The organism is Terriglobus sp. RCC_193 (assembly GCF_041355105.1).
Taxonomy (GTDB): domain Bacteria; phylum Acidobacteriota; class Terriglobia; order Terriglobales; family Acidobacteriaceae; genus Terriglobus.
This window is the reverse complement of the sequence record NZ_JBFUPK010000002.1, coordinates 965,627-981,780: the sequence shown is the minus strand read 5'-3', so window position 1 is coordinate 981,780 and position 16,154 is coordinate 965,627. Positions and strand designations below refer to the sequence as shown.

The window sequence follows — 16,154 nt, the reverse complement described above, 5'->3', positions numbered from 1 at the left end:
ATGACGGATTATTGGATCGTGATCCCCTTGATGGTGATCGGCGCAATCGGGCGGTTGTGGCCGTTGCGTGGGACGCGGGCGATGTCGTGCACGGTCTTTACTGTGGCTTCGTCGCATTGGCCGAAGATGGTGAACTTGTCGTTCAGGTTGGGTGAGGGTGCATCGGTGATGAACCAGCTTGTGTCGTTCTTCGTGGGGCCGCTGTTGGCCATGGCGAGTCTTCCGGGGCGGTCGAAGGTGAGGTTCGGTGCGGTCTCAATGCTGTAGCTGAAGCCTGCGTCTTCGGCTCCGTTGGGATAGTCCTGCTGCTGCACCATGAAGTCTGGAATCACGCGGTTGATGTGCAGGCCGTTGTAATACGGCTTCTTTGTGGTGACGTGTGTTGTCGGGTTGGTCCACTCGCGCTTGCCTTCCGCCAGTTCCGTAAATGTGGCAACTGCAATTGGCGCCTGTTCTTTATAAAGCTTGCAGGTCAGCGTTCCTGCTGTGGTGTCGATGGTGGCGGTAGGGCCGGTGGGGTCTGGGGTGGGGATGTTGGAGGGTTGTGGCGGCACCGGCTGCGGCACTACCTTCTTCGGGTCCCACTCGGGTGCTACCGGAGGCATCGGCTGGCCGGACGGCACGATGGTGAGCTTGTTGATCGCGATGGCCTTGGTGGTGCGGTTGCCCACTTCCAGCATGGCGTGGGAGATCTTCTCTGCCACGGCGACGCCTGCATCGTCACACTGACCGAAGATGGCTCCGCGATGCCCCTTGTCGAACTCGTCATCCGCGTGGAGGGTGATGAGGTAGAAGGAGGAGTTGATCTCGCCTGCATGCGTGGCCATGGCGAGTCGTCCCGGGCGGTCGAAGGTTACGCCGGGAATCTTCTCCTCCGGGATGGAGCCGTTTGCGTCGCCCTCGCCGCCGCCGTAGCGGTCGCCACCGCGGATGCCGTCAGGGATACCGGCAATTGCCGTGCCGTCGTAAAACGGTGTGTTGTGCACGACGGTGAGGTTCAGATGGTCGTGCCAGTCCTTCCTGCCTTCGGCCAGGTCGATGAAGTTCTGCACTGTTTTGGGCGCCTGCTTTGCATATAAGCGGCAGGCGATGCGGCCCATCGAGGTGTCAAAGACAGCAGTTGGGCCTGTTGGTTCCGGGCCACGCGCGGCTGGTTTGTGCGTCTGCGCGTGCAGGCTGGAAAGGCTGGCGAGGAGAACGAGGCCGAGAAACCGCATGTCTTCTGGAGTATCACAAACTTTCTGGATGGCTCCGGCGTTGGGGTACCCCCTCCCCCTGTTTTTCTAAAATCGTCTTTTGATTGGGGTTAGGGTTTTAGTGGGCTGTAAAATCGTCCTTCTGTTGGGGTTAGGGGTAGAATCGTCTTTCTAAAGGAGATAGGGCTGCGCTTTCGCGCAGCCCTTTTCTGTTCTGCTTCTATTTTAGTGGGTTTGGGGGAAATAACCTGCCAACTCTATTTCTTTTGGTTTGTTGGAGTTGGGTTGGTTGGGGGCTTGACAGTGCTCTTGATGGCTTTGGCTTGGTGCCAGCCATGATCTTCTGAGGGCGCGCGGGATTTGCTTCATACTCCTGTTTGTCTTTTTGGCCGCGCGGTTTTCTTGGTTTGGGTTTTTTATGGCACGGCTGAAGCCGTGCCCCTTCAAAGAAGACGCGCTTTGCGCGTTGGAGCTTCGCTTTTGCGAAGCTGGTTTGGTTGGTGGCTGGAAGCTTGTGGCGGCTTTGGCAGGAGGAGGGTTCGTCGGGATTCTTCGCTTTGCTCAGAATGACGGCCTTTGATCGTATGAGCTTCGCTGGCGGACGGTCTTTCAGACCGTTTGATCGCGCGTGGCGCGATAGCCCAGGTTAGCTTCGCGAACCTGGGGCACCCGGCACACCCGGTTTGGTGGCTGGAAGGGGTTTGCGGTGTTGGTGCGGTTGGAGTCGTCGGGATTCTTTCGCATCGCCAGAATGACGGTCGTTAGCCCATGTCTTTCAGATGCGGTCAAGCTAGCCAAACAAGCGACTGAGCTCTTCTGCGCCGTTGGATATAAACCTGCCGTGGCCTGTGGCGATGGCTTTCGGTTTGTACTCAAGCAGGCGTCGCGCCGATGTTTCGGCGAGCGCAGCGTCCCATGTGGCCATCTTTGTGAGCGGGAAGTACCACGGTGGCGCTGTGACACGATGCAGGCCGCCGATGCTGGTGAGAGCGTCGCCTGCGAAGAGTGTTCCATCGCGCTCATCGAGAAAGCTGAAGTGGCCCGGTGTGTGGCCGGGCGTGGCGATGCAGCGGAGCGAGCCGAAGAGTTCGCCATCTGTGAGGGTGTGCGTGGGCCGCGTGGTTGCGCCAGGGAAACCGCCCTTTGGTTTCTGTTGCGGTTCGTTGGGACGCAGTGAAAGATCCTTATGCAGGAAGGGCGCTTCACGCTGTGAGATGGCCACGTCCACCGTACCGAGCTGCGCATGCAACTGGTCCAGCGAACCGATGTGGTCGACATGCGCGTGCGTGAGCAGGATGCGGCGAATGCTGCCGCCGAGCTCTTGTGCGGCCTGGATAATCTTTGCCGCCTGACCGCTGATGGTGCAGTCCACCAGCGTAAAACCGTCGCGTTCACGGACGAGGTAACAGTTGGAGACACCCAGGAATATCAACTGCGCCAGATCTTTATGGATGCATATGAATTTCATGGTGGTCGGCCCCTGTTCCCTTTCGAAGCTACTGTTGAACGGATGCGCGGCTGTTGCCGGGGTTGTTCCGACGCGCCACAGATTAGCAACACTTTGCTGCACATCCGCTGCTGTCCGTAGAATTGACTGTGGAAGATGACAGAAGTGAGCTTGCAAAACCGGATTGCCGTGGTGCTGGTGCGAGCGCGGAATCCGCTGAACATTGGCGCGGTTGCGCGGGCGATGAGCAATTTTGGATTTGCCGACCTGCGCGTGGTGAACGACTATGACGTTCCCTTTCAGGATGCGCGTTCCGCGATTGATGCCGCGCCCGTGCTGAATACGGCGCGACAGTTTGGCAGCGTGGCCGAGGCGGTTGCAGATTGCACGCTCGTTTACGGCACCACGGCTCTGGGTGAACGCAGGCTGCTGCACCCGATCGATATGCTGCGCGATGCGCAGACGCATGTTCGAGACGCGGTGACTACGGGTGGTCGAGTGGCCGTGCTGTTTGGCTCGGAGAAGACGGGGCTTTCCGCCGATGAGATGAGCCATTGCCATCGGTTGCTGACCATTCCCATGCAGAACAGCGGTGTTTCCATGAACCTGGGGCAGGCTGCGGCGGTTTGTTTGTATGAGTTGATTCGCGAGGGTGCGACACCACAAAGGCCTTTGCCACCGGAAGCTGCACCTGCGAACGCTGATGAAGTGATGCGGATGGAGGCGGTGCTGGGCGAGGTGCTGGAAGAGAGCGGCTATGCGCATCGCTATCCGGCAAACATGCGCGAAGTGACGCACCGGCGCATGGTGCGAAGGATGACGCTGGACCGCGGCGATGTGGATGCGTGGATTGGTGTGCTGCGGCAGGTGTTGTGGAAGCTGCGTTCCCCCAGGGGCTGAAGCCTCTTTTCCTGTTGTGGCTTTTTACGGCAGGGCTGAAGCCCTGCTCTTCCGAAGGAAGACGACCTTCGGTCGTTGGAGCTTCGCTTTCGCGAAGCTGGTTTGCGGTTGCGGCTGGAAGGGTTGGACGGTATGGGCGCGATGAAGTGTGTCGGGATTCTTCGCTACGCTCAGAATGACGGCCTTTGGCCGTATGAGCTTCGCTGGTTCGTGCTTTGCACGAATACCCAGGTTAGCTTCGCGAACCTGGGGCACCCGGTTCTGTGGCTGGATTGTGGGGCTTTGACAGGATAAGAGTTCGTCGGGATTCTTCGCTGCGCTCAGAATGACGGCCTTTGGCCATTGAAGCTTCGCTGGAGAATGCAATCGTTCCGGTGGATGGTCCGGCGTGAGTTTGCAGTGCTTTGGGCGGCGTTGCGCTGATAGACTCCGTTGCATGAACCACTCTCTGTTTCGTTCCACTGCCGTGCTGGCGCTCGGCTTTGCCGCTGTTGCTTCTGCGCAGCAAACCCTGACCGCCGCTGACTATGCCCGCGCGGAAAGCCGCCTTGCCACCAAGACCGCACCGCTGGTGGACCATGCCGTGACGCAGGTGACCTGGCTGAAGAATCCTTCCGCGCCGGAAGGCGGCGACCGCTTCTGGTATCGCGATACGGCGAATGGCAACACCACCTTCATGCTGGTGGATGCGGCAAAGAATACGAAGGCACCGGCATTTGACCATGCGCTGATGGCGAATGCGCTGAGTGCCGCGGGCATTCGCAATGCAAGCGTGACGAGCCTGCCGATCACCGATATCAGCTATGCGGATAACAACAGCACGATTGTGGTGGGTGTGCGCGGCGAGCGTTATCGCTGTGCGATGGCCGCAAGCTATACGTGCACCAAGGAAGCGATTCCGCCTGCGCATCAGCAGGGTGCGCAGCCAGCTGTGAGCACCACCGGCACGGGCGGCAATGCGGGCATGAGTACGAATCCTGCAACGGCTGCTCCGCTGCGTCCGGGACGCGATGAGGCGGTGGTTTCGCCCGATGGCAAGAAGGCTGCGTTCATCCGCGACTGGAACCTGTGGGTGCGCGACATCGCCACGGGAGAAGAAAAGCCGTTGACCACCGATGGCGCATTGAACTATGGCTATGCCACGGACAACGCGGGATGGACGCACAGCAATCGTGCGGTGCTGGTGTGGTCGCCGGATTCGAAGAAGATTGCGACGTTTCAACAGGACCAGCGCAAGACGGGCATGATGTACCTGGTCAGCACGGCGGTGGGGCATCCTACGCTGGATGCGTGGCCTTATCCGCTGCCGGGCGATAAGGACGTCACCATGATTGAGCGTGTGGTGATTGATGTGGATGCCGCGAAGGTCACTCGACTGAAGATGCCTGCGGATCAGCATCGTTCGTCACTGTGCGATGACATTAGCTGCCGTGGCGGCGGATGGGATGATGTGCAGTGGAGCGCCGATGCGAAGACGCTGGCGTTTCTTTCCACCAGCCGCGACCATCGCACGGAAAACCTGCGCATGGCCGATGTGGCGACCGGCGACGTCCACGACGTGATGAACGAAGTGGCGGCCACTTACTTTGAGAGCGGCAATGGCAAGGTGAACTGGAAGTATCTGTCCACACGCAACGAGGTTCTTTGGTTCAGCGAACGCAGCAACTGGGGCAATCTGTATCTCTACGACGCGACCAACGGCAAGCTGAAGCGCGAAGTGACCAAGGGTGACTGGAACGTGACGCAGGTGCTGCGTGTGGATGAGAAGACGGGCGATATCTTCTTTGAAGGCGTGGGACGCGAGAAGGGTTGGGACCCGTATTATTCCGCGGTATATCGCGGCAATCTGGATGGCAAGAGCGTGACGCTGCTGTCGCCGGAGCCGATGAATCATGCGGCCACGTTCAGCGAAGATGGCAAGTATTTTGTGGACGTGTTCAGCACGCCGCAGGTGCCGCAGACTACGGTGCTGCGTGAGGCGAATGGCAAGGTCGTCACCGAAATTGCGAAGGCGGATATTACTCGCCTGAAGGTTACGGGATGGCAGGCGCCGATCAACATCACGGTGAAGGCTCGCGATGGCAAGACGGATCTGTACGGTTTGATGTTTAAGCCGTCGAACTTCGATGCGACGAAGAAGTATCCGATTGTGAATTACATCTATCCGGGGCCGCAGACGGGTTCGGTGGGTTCACGCAGCTTCTCGGCTGCACGTGGGGATAGTCCTGCGCTGGCGGAGTTGGGATTCATTGTTGTGTCGATTGATGGCATGGGAACGCCGTGGCGCAGCAAGAAGTTTCATGATGCCTACTTTGGCGATATGGGCGATAACACGCTGCCAGATCAAGTCGCAGGTATGAAGGAACTGGCTGCGAAGAACTCGTGGATCGACATTGATAAGGCCGGTATATGGGGACACAGCGGCGGCGGATTTGCCACGGCGGATGCGATGTTCCGCTATCCCGATTTCTTCAAGGTGGGCTGGAGCGAAAGCGGCAACCATGACAATCGCAACTATGAAGATGACTGGGCGGAGAAGTGGATTGGCCTGGACGATGCTGCGAACAAGAAAGCCTATGACGATCAGGCCAATGAGGCGCACGCCAGCAATCTGAAGGGCAAGCTGATGCTGGTGCATGGAACGATGGATGACAACGTTCCTCCTACCAACACTCTCGTCGTTGTGGATGCGCTGATGAAGGCGAACAAGGACTTTGACCTGTTGATGATTCCGAATGCACACCACGGCTACGGGGACCAGAGTTCCTACATCATGCGTCGGCGGTGGGATTACTTTGTGAAGAACCTGGCAGGTAGCACGCCGCCGAAGGAGTATCCGCTGGCCATGCCGCAGGCACAGGCGGGACGTCGACGGTAGCTCTTGCTGCACAACGGACGGGGCATGGTTCGCGCCATGTCCCGTTTTATTTTGCGGGTTAGTTGGTTGTGCCGGGCTTTGTGGATGCGGACTGCACCTTCCATCCATCTTTGGTCAGAACCAGATTTTCGTCAGCGGTTCCGGTGCTGTGGAGGGTACGGACGATCCAGGGGAACGCTTCTTGTACCTGGTCGGAATCAGCCCAGTCCTTGATGCTTCCTACCTCGTAGGAATAGGAGACGTGAGTCATGGCTCCGGGCTCGATGCCAGCCTGCGTGTTATGGAGGATCTGTTTCACCTCGCGGTGCGCGTAACAGAAATTGCCATAGCCGGTGCGCGAAGGATCGCGACGCCAATTGGCGCGTCCCTTGTCTGTCAGGTCATACATCTTCGCGGGTTTGTGGACCGTGGCCGACTTCATGCGGGTGAGTGGGACGCTCTGGACCAGACCGACGCTGGCCAGCGCATCGAACTGGCGGACGTGCGCAAGATCGTCTTCATCAAACGTCTGCGGAAGCTGTACGGAGTTGGTCCACAGGCATTCCGGGCGCTGATCGTAGTAGTTGTCGATTGCCGTTTTAAGGTTTCCTGTCTCGTTCCTTGGTATTTTGCAGCCTGTGATGGCAGGCAGCGCAAGAGCCAGGGCAGAGAGCAAACATGTTGCAGTACGCATGGACGACCAACCTCAACTTTCCTGCTGCGACCACTGGAGGATACCGCAGACTCAGGGTTTCCTGATGCGGATCATGGCGTGAAAAGCCTGTCCGGTTGCAGCTTCCATCATGCATTATGAGAGCCATGAACCTTCTGCTGGTAGCACTGCTGGGTGGATGTTCCGGGTTACGCGCATGCACGCCGATGGCGGTACTGTGCTGGTTTGCATGGCGCGGTACGCTGCATTTTTCAGGATGGCGATCATTTACGGCATCGCTGCTTGCGGTGATTATTTTCACAGTGTTTGCGCTGCTGGAGCTTGCCGCGGACAAAAGCCCGACCGCTCCGGCCAGGACGGCGCTGCCGGGCCTGGCGGCGCGTGCGATGTTTGGCGCGTTTGCTGCGTTGCTGCTGGCGCAACCGCTGTTGCTGCAACCGGCGACGGCGATGATTGCCGCTGCGATTGGGGCCATTGTGGGCGCGTATGCAGGATGGTTTGTGCGCATGCGCACGGTGGCCGCGCTGAAGAGTGCGGACTGGCCGGTGGCTGTTACGGAGGATGCTGTCACGATTGGCCTGAGCATTACGTTTCTGCACCTGATGGCGGTGCACAGCACGTTGTTTCTTGGAAATCAGGGGATTGGGTTCGGTCGGTGAGTTCTGTATGCAAAGAATGCCCATTCGCTTTGTTGCGAATGGGCATTCTTTTGTTTCCGAGTGAAGTTGGAGTGGGTTGAGAAGAATGCAGGTCCTTCAACTACGCTTCGCTTCGTTCAGGATGACGGCCTTTGGCCGTTGAGCTTCGCTGGTTCTCCAAAACGAATTTCATTAGCAGTCGATGCCGGCGTCCTTCAGGCTCTGCTTCAGGCCTGCCATGCTGATGCGCGTGGAGGATTCCTTGATCTCTGCCGGCGTGGTTCCCGGGCCGGAGTGCCAGTGGGTTTCCAGGCTGACGCCCCAACGGTAGCCGTCGCGCTTGAGGGCCTTCAACTGGCCGGTCCAATCGACGAGGCCTTTGCCCACGGGTTCCCACTGGAACGGGTGTTTGCTGTCGCCGGAGTTCCGCGAGACCGACTTCACATGGCAATGGCCGATACGCTTCTTCGGCAGGGCGTTGTAGTCGTCAGGATAGGGGACATCGCCTGCGAAGGAACCGCTGTTGCCTGGGTCCCAGTTCAGCATGAGCGATGGATTGGTGACGCGAGAGAGGGTCGCCGCTGCCTCCTTGCCGGAGCCAGTGTTGCAGGCCATCTCGTTCTCAAGAACGAGGATCATCTTCTGCTTGCCAGCGATGGTGGCCGCCTTGTCCAAGGCTGCGTCCATGTCCTTGCGATAGGGCTTTACATCTTCCAGACGCCAGAAGTCGAAGCAGCGGATGCGGTCTGTGCCGAAATTTCTTGCGGCAGCAATGGCGGCTTCCAGCAGTTCAAACTGATCGGAAAGGTCTTTGGGAATCTTGTTGGGATCTTTGGTGCCGCCATCCTTTGAGAGCGGCGCGCCGGGGAAATTGCTCTTGAAGAGCGGGGTGCCTGCGTCCGTTACCTTCAGGTTGTACTTTGCGAGGATCTTCTTCGCGTCCGCGGTTTCCTGCTCGTTCAGCTTTGTGATGTTCTTGCCATTCACATCGCGAACCTCGATCCACGACAGGCCGAAGTCATTGGCGGCGATATGGCAGGAATGCTCGAAGTCCGAGCCGATTTCGTCAGCAATGACCGCGAGGCGAAAGGGACAGTTCTTCGCCTGGGCGCGCAGCGTTGCGGCGAACAGAGCGAACGAGCCAGTCGCAACAAACTGGCGGCGATTGAGATGCATTGGTCGGACCTCCTGAAGGGACGCAGCCATCTTAGCGCAAGCGTGTGGCGGCTTGCGCTGTATGTACGGCCTGGTTAGGAAGGTTTTCTTTTCCTCTCTCGCTTAAGGCGAGAGAGGAAAAGAAAATAATGGGGTTGGAGCACTTAATGATGGCCCGGCTAAAGCCGGGCCCCTTCAAAGCTGCTGCATCACTGCTGAATCCGTACCTACACAACTGCTGAATCACTGCTGAATCCACATCTACACAGCTGCTGACTCACTGCTGACTCACTGCTGTATTCGCCACTTCACAACCAGCTGCTGAATCAGTCAAAACAGTTGAATCACTACTGAATCCGTACCTACACAACTGTTGAATCATCGCTGAACCCATGTACATACAAAACTGCTGAATCACTGCTGCTGCATCACGCCACTTCACAACCAACGGATGTCTCCGTACATACTGATGAATCCGTCCAAAGCGGATGAATCCGTCCCCCTCAAACTGTTGAATCCGTACCTACTGTTCCAAGGGATAGGTGGGTTCAGCGAACGTCGAGTGCGACGATCTCTGCCGGGCCCGCGATGCCGTCTTCCACGCTGGTGGTGAGCACTGCTTCGAAATCACGATCGCGATTGGCGTGGCCGATGCGGCGCTCCAGTTCGCGAACGCGGTCGGGATTGGCGAGAAATTCTCCGGCAGCAGCCGTTCCGCTCATACCGATGCCCGCCACAATGAGGCACACGCTGCCGAGCGGCTCGCAGTGGACGCGCGCGATGATGGCGTAATCGCGATTGACCGTGGTCATCTTGTCCTGCAGGCGGATGCTCCACTGCTTGTTGTCCGGGGCTTGTCGATCGCGGATGTAATAGGACTCCGCGTCGCTTCCGGCAAACCGATAGCGCAGTGGATCAATCAGCTTCAATGTCCACTGGTTCGACAGGCCGCCGATGAAGATGGATGGCCCCTCGCGGAGTTCGTTCAGATTCGTCCCCAGGTTGAGGCGCACACGAACGGGCCGGTGCTGCTGCTCCACCACGGATTCCAGCTTCATCATGGCGATGACGTCGGAGAAGACAACGTTTTCTCCGATGACCTGGTGGTCAAAGAATGTGCCGGATGCAGGCAATTTGGTGTCGGCCAGATCCAGCGCATGGGCGACAGCCTCCTCCGTGGTATTTGCCCAGCCCGGACTTTTGCGATGCGCGCTCATGGGCAGGCAGTACGTAATGGGGCCGTCTGCGGCAAAGAATGGCCGCCACAGATCTTCCAGGGGCGAACTGCGCAGCCGGTACCAGCCTGCGAAACCTGCTCCGGCCAGAAGCACAACCAGGCCTGCCAGAACAGGAAATAGCCATTGCCGCCGTGGAAATGCCCTTGCCGGGACCTCCGCAACTGGCGGCACAATCGGCAACGGAGAAGCCACTTCCAAAGCCGCTTCCGGCTCATGTTCGCGACCGGGCAGAAACTCCGGGATATAGGAGCCCGGCGTCAGTTCAATCCGCAGCTCTGAGGCGTGCGCGTCTTCGTGGTAATACTGCGCGATCCGTTTCCGGATCTCCGCGATGGTGACGCGGACAATGGGGTCGGAGGCGGTGTCATAGTCGCCGGGCCGCCCGAAGACATCGATCCCCAGCGTGCGTTCTTTCAGTTGCGGGCCGCGACCCTCCAGCGTCTCTTCCACGATGTAACCAAGCAGCGCGGGATAACGTTTGCTGTTCCGGAAATGGCTGGATTGCAACAGGCGATCCAATTGCGCGCGGACACGGTCCTTCTCCTCAGGAGAGAGCGGCGAGATGGCGTGGGGGGTAGGGGAGCTAGCCATAACTCCTTTCACTTCGAAACGTCGATGGGGAAGCATAGGCCTTTTATCATGGGCTTCGCAAGGCTTTACCTCCTCTTAACCTCCCCTTTTCCTTCAAGCACATACGGCGATTTACGCCTCCGTTCATACCCGAAAACACTGACGAGTTGTTTTCCTGCGTGCCTAGACTCCGTGGGTTGTTAAATACCCCGTCTCCGCTGCCGCGAAACCGGTACGCCAAATTGCGGCAGCGGTCACCCCACGTAAGAGCCCAAATGAAGGCAAAAGGACAACTATGAATCGCAACAGTAGTAATTTCTGGATGAGCCGGTGGGCGGTACCCGCGAACATTGCACGGGCAGCCGTCGTACTTTCCGTATTAGGAGGTACTGGGCTGGCACATGCCCAGGTGACCACGTCAGACATCATCGGTACCGTAACCGACGCGACAGGCGCTGCCCTGCCGAATGCCACCGTGACGCTGAAGAGCCTTGCCACAAATCAAAGCCGCTCCGTGACGACCGACGCCAGCGGCAACTACACCTTTACCCTGCTGCAACCGGGACACTACAGCGTGACCGTGACCAGCAGTGGCTTTAAATCGACCAGCGTGGCTGACCTGGGTGTGGAAGCGGGTGACCGCGCACGCTCCGACGTGAAGCTGCAACTGGGCGACGTGAACGAAACCGTGAGCGTGGAAGCACAGACCCCCCTGCTGCAGAGTGAAAACGCCACGGTAAGCACCACCGTAACCTCGCAAAGCGTGCAGGACCTGCCGCTGAACGGCCGCAACTATGTTCAGTTGGTCCAGCTGGTCCCGGGCGCGAATGAGGGTCCTGGCAATGGTCTGACGTCCGGCGCACGCCCGGATGATCGCCGCCAGAGCAGTTCCTTCAGCGTGAACGGCCAGGACGATACGCTGAACAACTTCATCATTGATGGCTTTGACAACAACGAACGCATCATCGGCACCAGCGGTGTGCGGCCGAACGTGGAAGGCATCCAGGAGATCAGCATTCAAACCAACAGCTATGCCCCTGAGGCTGGGCGCACGGCTGGCGGCGTGGTCAACATTGTTACCAAGAGCGGCTCAAACGCCTTTCACGGCAGCGCCTATGAGTACTTCCGCAACGACATCTTCGATTCCCGCCAGGTGCTGCAGACCACGGGCAGAAAGCCGGAGCTGCGGCAGAACCAGTTCGGCGCATCCATCGGCGGCCGTATCTGGAGAGACAGAACGTTCTTCTTTGGCGACTATGAGGGTCTGCGGCAGGTGGTGGGTGTGACCTACCAGAGCACCGTGCCGACGATTGACGAATACAACGCGATCAACGGTATTGGCGGAGCAACACCACAGCAACTGGTGAACAACGGCAACGGAACGGCGGGGTACTCAATCAACCCCATCGCGCTGAATTACCTTCGGCTGTTCCCTGCACCGACAAATTCCAGCCTGACGAACAACTACGTGATCAGCCCCAGCAAGACATCGAACAGCAACGTCTTTGATGTCCGCGTGGATCATCGCTTTAACGAGAACAACCTGTTCTTTGGCCGCTACACCTACAACAAGGTGAACAGCTTCATACCACCGGCGCTGGGCACGGTGAATGGTCTGCAGATCTCAGGCGGACGGTATATCTTTGCCGGACCGGCTACCAACGCAGCACAGATGTACGCCTTCGATTACACGCACATCTTCAACCAGAACCTGCTGCTGGATCTGCGTGCGGGTTATACGCGCATCAACAACCTGTCGTTGCCGCTGAACTATGGCGCGAATGCGGACGACAAGGTTGGCTTTGGATCGAACATGAACTTCACGGCACAGGCCAACGTCCTGACGCCGATCCAGTTCGGCCCATTCAGCGATATCGGCGATGGAGCTTACGTTCCGCTGCAGGATATCGACAACACGTTCCAGTACTCCGGCACGGTGAGCTGGACGAAGGGGAACCACAACCTGAAGTTTGGTGTGACCTACATCCGTCGCCAGGCACGCAACCTGCAGAGCGCATTTCCCGGCGGCCAGTACGGCTTCGGGCTCACGACGGATAACTGCGTTTCCGGCACCGGCTATAACAACACTGCCGGCGCCAGCGGATGCAATGCAACCGCAACCGCAAAGCAACGGCAGGACAACCAGCTGGCCAGCTCACTGGTGGGCGCATTCACCTCGTCGGGACGCAACTACAACATCAATACGCCGGATTATCGCTCGTACGAACCCAGCGCCTTCGTGCAGGACAACTGGAAGATCACGCCCAGGCTGACGCTGATCTACGGTGTGCGATATGACATCTTCACGCCGTTCACCGAAGCGCACGGTCACATCTCCAACTTCGACTTCACCCGTGCACAAACACTCACTGCCAGCACCGTCGCTTCGGCATTGCTGGTGCCGGGACAGAATGGCGTGGGCGGCACCGCAGGCATCAAGACGGACTACACCAACCTGGCGCCGCGCCTGGGCTTCTCATACTCGGCATATCCCACGACCGTGATCCGCGGCGGATACGGCATCAGCTACTTCCCTGGCAACTACACCTCCAACGCAAACCTGAAGAACGCCCCGTGGGTTTCTGTGTACGCGCCCACCTGCGTATCGACACGCGCCTACCAGATCCAGACCGGTCCGGCGGGTATTGCGCCGTCGGCTATCAATCCTGACTGCGCAACCGTTGGCGCAGTGGGCGACTTCTCCGCCGGCCTGCCGCTGCCACAGCCGCAGACCATCAACAGCAACAGCCTGTCGTTCAATGCGGAAGACACCAACTTCCGCTCGGCGATGATCCAGCAATACAACCTGCAGGTGCAGCAGCAGTTTGGCGCCAACGTGCTGACGATCGGTTATGTCGGCAGCGCGGGACGGCACATGCCGCAGACCGTCAACGACATCAACCAGCCGCTGCCCGGCGACTCGGTTGCGAATCCGGCACTGAACAGGCGTCCTCTGCAGGGCATTCTGCCGAACCTGGGACAGGTTGGCTACATGCTGAGCGAAGGCACCTTTAACTACAACGGCCTGCAGACGTCATACCAGCGTCGCTTCGTGAAAGGCCTGGCCTTTGACGCGAACTATACCTGGGCAAAGGCCATGAGCGACTACGTTGGCTTCTCGCAGGAAGGCAATGAAGGCGCCTATAACGCTGATCCGCGTCGCATTCGGCAGATTGACTACGGCGTTGCAGAGAACGACATCCAGAACCGCTTTGCCTTGTCGCTGAACTACCAGTTCGCTGCAGGCCATGAGTTCCACGGCTTCAGCAAACTGGCGTTTGGCGGATGGCAGATGAACACCATCGCGGTGTGGCAGTCCGGCAAGCCCTTCTCCATCCTGAACGGTGGCGGCGGCGCCCTGGGTGCCTATCAGAACCGTGCGGTGCCGTTGACGAACCCCGGAGCTGACCGGCCCAACCAGATCAAGGACGCTCGTCTGACCCATCACACCATCGGTTCCAACGGGCTGTTCTTTGATCCCACAGCGTTTGTTCCGCAGCCGCTTGGAACCATCGGCAACGTGCAGCGCAACTCGCTGTTCGGGCCGCATTTCCGCCACGTGGACCTGTCGCTGTTCAAGGACTTCCCTGTGACGGAGCGCGTCAAGATGCAGTTCCGTGCGGAGTCCTTCAACATCTCCAACACGCCGAGCTACCAGATCACGCAGAACAGCGGCAATGTGCAGATTGGCAATCCTAACTTCGGGCAGGTGACGGCAGTGGATTCCAATTACACGCCACGCCTGTACCAATTTGCGCTGAAGCTCAACTTTTAACCGCAATACGGGTTCGTACTCCGTATGCACGAAAAGAAATACTGCCTCCAGCCGGACAGCCTCTCGCTGTCCGGCCCTTTTTTTGTTTCCTTTTCCCATTCCGTGACTCCACTTGTCATTCTGAGCGCAGCGAAGAATCTCGCTGGACTATCAGCGATCAAAGAAGCGTTGAGATTCCGTGCGAGAAACTTTCAAGCGTTGAGGTGATGACAATGCGTTGGGATTCTTCGCTGCGCTCAGAATGACGGCGCATGAAGGCGATACGAGTTGAAAGTGGAGGTGAAAGTATGCAGGCGGACCTGTAAGCCGGATTCTGTCCACGCACCATCTCTGCTCTCGCTCGGACTTCTGCGCTGAACGATCATTCCTCTAGGCCGCGCATTGCTGCGGGGCTCCAGCAACCTACCCGCGAGTCTGGCGCACCGGGCCGGCACGCATCACGCACGCGAACGTGCGATCTTCCCGCCTATTTGGTCTTGCTCCGTGTGGGGTTTACCATGCCGTCTGCATTACTGCCGACGCGGTGCGCTCTTACCGCACCTTTTCACCCTTACCGCGATTGCTCGCGGCGGTATTTTCTCTGTGGCACTTGCCGTCTTCATGCCTTCACGCATGAATCCCGGGCGTTACCCGGCACACTGCCCCCTGGAGTCCGGACTTTCCTCCCCTGCTGCAACAAACGTGCGTGCAGCAGCAGCGATCGTTCGGTCCGCCTGCATCACTCCAGTGTACCGCTTATGCAGGTCACACCGTAAAGGATGTATTGGTCAATCGCTCTGCGGTCTCCCACAAGCGCTCTCCGTCCTGCATTGCGCGTTTCGGAATCTTGACCGCCCTGGGATAGCCTTTCGCTTCAAGTAGCCCATCCGGGCCGTAGTAGCCACCAGGCACAGCCTCAGGAGAAACAGCTGCAAAGAGCGTCGGCAACGCTCCGTGTGCGGCATCTTGCGAAAGCAAAGGCCTCAAAACGATAGTGGACAGTTTGAACAACGAAAAGCCATCTCCCGGACCTGAGGTCTGAAGATTCGTCACAGCATAGCCAGGATGCGCGGACATAACGGCAACAGGCGATCCAGCCCGAGTAACGCGACGATGCAATTCCAACGCAAAGATGGAATCCGCAAGCTTTGACTGCGCATAGGCCTGGCCCATGGGACTGTAGTGACGCTCGCTCTGCAAGTTATCGAACTCAATCCGCGCCCATTTGGTAATGCTGCTGGAGACGATGACGATACGGCTATCGTGCTGCTGCTTCACATGGCGATACAGCAACGCTGTCAGTGCAAATGGCCCCAGAAAGTTGGTAGCGAACTGCCGCTCAAACCCGTCCACCGTAAGCTCGCGTTTTGGTACGGCCATGACTCCCGCGTTGCTGATGAGCAGATCCAGCGAAGGGCCGGGGAAACGGTGTGCAAACCATGCAGCGAAGTCCACTACGCTTTGTTGCGACGCCAGATCCAGAATGGCTGGGATCACTCTGGGAGATGGCACCCTGGCGCGTATTCGGGCAGCAGCATCTTCCGCCTTCTGTTGTGAGCGCGCGGGCAATACAACTTCTGCGCCCTTTCGCGCGAGTTCCAGTGCAGTCTCAAAACCAATGCCGGAGTTCGCACCGGTGATAAGAACGCGGCGACCCTCTTGTGAAGGGATCTGTTCTGCGGTCCAGGGTTGTTTTGCAGTTGTCATGCGGCGAGTATGCTTCCAT

At 58.4% G+C, this 16,154-nt stretch carries 10 protein-coding genes and 1 other RNA gene; 4 read left to right on the top strand and 7 right to left on the bottom strand.

What is annotated here, in order from left to right; all coding sequences use genetic code 11:
* Positions 1-8: 8 nt before the first annotated feature.
* Positions 9-1,217, bottom strand: coding sequence for a peptidylprolyl isomerase (locus tag AB6729_RS12890; protein WP_371082026.1), 1,209 nt, complete (start codon positions 1,215-1,217; stop codon positions 9-11).
* Between the two features lie 769 nt (positions 1,218-1,986).
* A complete protein-coding gene (locus AB6729_RS12885; RefSeq protein ID WP_371082025.1) occupies positions 1,987-2,664 on the bottom strand; it encodes an MBL fold metallo-hydrolase in 678 nt (225 codons plus the stop codon).
* 135 nt (positions 2,665-2,799) lie between these two features.
* Between AB6729_RS12885 and AB6729_RS12880 the strand changes: the two genes are divergently transcribed.
* Both AB6729_RS12880 and AB6729_RS12875 read left to right on the top strand, forming a co-directional pair.
* Positions 2,800-3,543, top strand: a complete 744-nt coding sequence (locus AB6729_RS12880) for an RNA methyltransferase (protein WP_371082024.1) — start codon at positions 2,800-2,802, stop codon at positions 3,541-3,543.
* A gap of 436 nt (positions 3,544-3,979) precedes the next feature.
* The gene (locus AB6729_RS12875) at positions 3,980-6,421 is read left to right on the top strand and encodes a DPP IV N-terminal domain-containing protein (RefSeq protein ID WP_371082023.1); all 2,442 of its coding nucleotides are present in this window, start codon (positions 3,980-3,982) and stop codon (positions 6,419-6,421) included.
* A 58-nt stretch (positions 6,422-6,479) separates the two neighbouring features.
* Here the strand turns inward: AB6729_RS12875 and AB6729_RS12870 are convergent, their stop codons facing one another.
* Positions 6,480-7,094: a hypothetical protein gene (locus tag AB6729_RS12870; protein WP_371082022.1), complete on the bottom strand. Its 615-nt coding sequence runs from the start codon at positions 7,092-7,094 to the stop codon at positions 6,480-6,482.
* Between the two features lie 125 nt (positions 7,095-7,219).
* On the opposite strand from AB6729_RS12870, the gene AB6729_RS12865 reads away from it, so the two are divergent.
* A complete protein-coding gene (locus tag AB6729_RS12865; RefSeq protein WP_371082021.1) occupies positions 7,220-7,732 on the top strand; it encodes a DUF4126 family protein in 513 nt (170 codons plus the stop codon).
* A 171-nt stretch (positions 7,733-7,903) separates the two neighbouring features.
* On the opposite strand, the gene AB6729_RS12860 is transcribed toward AB6729_RS12865, so the two are convergent.
* Positions 7,904-8,887, bottom strand: coding sequence for a sugar phosphate isomerase/epimerase family protein (locus AB6729_RS12860; RefSeq protein ID WP_371082020.1), 984 nt, complete (start codon positions 8,885-8,887; stop codon positions 7,904-7,906).
* A 527-nt stretch (positions 8,888-9,414) separates the two neighbouring features.
* The gene (locus AB6729_RS12855; RefSeq protein WP_371082019.1) at positions 9,415-10,695 is read right to left on the bottom strand and encodes a hypothetical protein; all 1,281 of its coding nucleotides are present in this window, start codon (positions 10,693-10,695) and stop codon (positions 9,415-9,417) included.
* Between the two features lie 274 nt (positions 10,696-10,969).
* Between AB6729_RS12855 and AB6729_RS12850 the strand changes: the two genes are divergently transcribed.
* Positions 10,970-14,449, top strand: coding sequence for a TonB-dependent receptor domain-containing protein (locus tag AB6729_RS12850; RefSeq protein WP_371082018.1), 3,480 nt, complete (start codon positions 10,970-10,972; stop codon positions 14,447-14,449).
* A gap of 286 nt (positions 14,450-14,735) precedes the next feature.
* Here AB6729_RS12850 and rnpB read toward each other — a convergent pair.
* Positions 14,736-15,165, bottom strand: an RNA gene (gene rnpB / locus AB6729_RS12845) — RNase P RNA component class A.
* Between the two features lie 28 nt (positions 15,166-15,193).
* Positions 15,194-16,135 (bottom strand): oxidoreductase, encoded by a 942-nt coding sequence (locus AB6729_RS12840; protein ID WP_371082017.1) that lies wholly within the window; start codon positions 16,133-16,135, stop codon positions 15,194-15,196.
* Positions 16,136-16,154: the final 19 nt, after the last annotated feature.

What these genes read in the sequence shown, in the direction of transcription:
- AB6729_RS12880 (WP_371082024.1), top strand. Translation starts at nt 2,800, where the DNA reads ATGACAGAAGTGAGCTTGCAAAACCGGATTGCCGTGGTGCTGGTGCGA.
- AB6729_RS12885 (WP_371082025.1), bottom strand. Translation starts at nt 2,664, where the DNA reads ATGAAATTCATATGCATCCATAAAGATCTGGCGCAGTTGATATTCCTG.
- AB6729_RS12890 (WP_371082026.1), bottom strand. Translation starts at nt 1,217, where the DNA reads ATGCGGTTTCTCGGCCTCGTTCTCCTCGCCAGCCTTTCCAGCCTGCAC.
- AB6729_RS12855 (WP_371082019.1), bottom strand. Translation starts at nt 10,695, where the DNA reads ATGGCTAGCTCCCCTACCCCCCACGCCATCTCGCCGCTCTCTCCTGAG.
- AB6729_RS12870 (WP_371082022.1), bottom strand. Translation starts at nt 7,094, where the DNA reads ATGCGTACTGCAACATGTTTGCTCTCTGCCCTGGCTCTTGCGCTGCCT.
- AB6729_RS12860 (WP_371082020.1), bottom strand. Translation starts at nt 8,887, where the DNA reads ATGCATCTCAATCGCCGCCAGTTTGTTGCGACTGGCTCGTTCGCTCTG.
- AB6729_RS12875 (WP_371082023.1), top strand. Translation starts at nt 3,980, where the DNA reads ATGAACCACTCTCTGTTTCGTTCCACTGCCGTGCTGGCGCTCGGCTTT.
- AB6729_RS12850 (WP_371082018.1), top strand. Translation starts at nt 10,970, where the DNA reads ATGAATCGCAACAGTAGTAATTTCTGGATGAGCCGGTGGGCGGTACCC.
- AB6729_RS12840 (WP_371082017.1), bottom strand. Translation starts at nt 16,135, where the DNA reads ATGACAACTGCAAAACAACCCTGGACCGCAGAACAGATCCCTTCACAA.
- AB6729_RS12865 (WP_371082021.1), top strand. Translation starts at nt 7,220, where the DNA reads ATGAACCTTCTGCTGGTAGCACTGCTGGGTGGATGTTCCGGGTTACGC.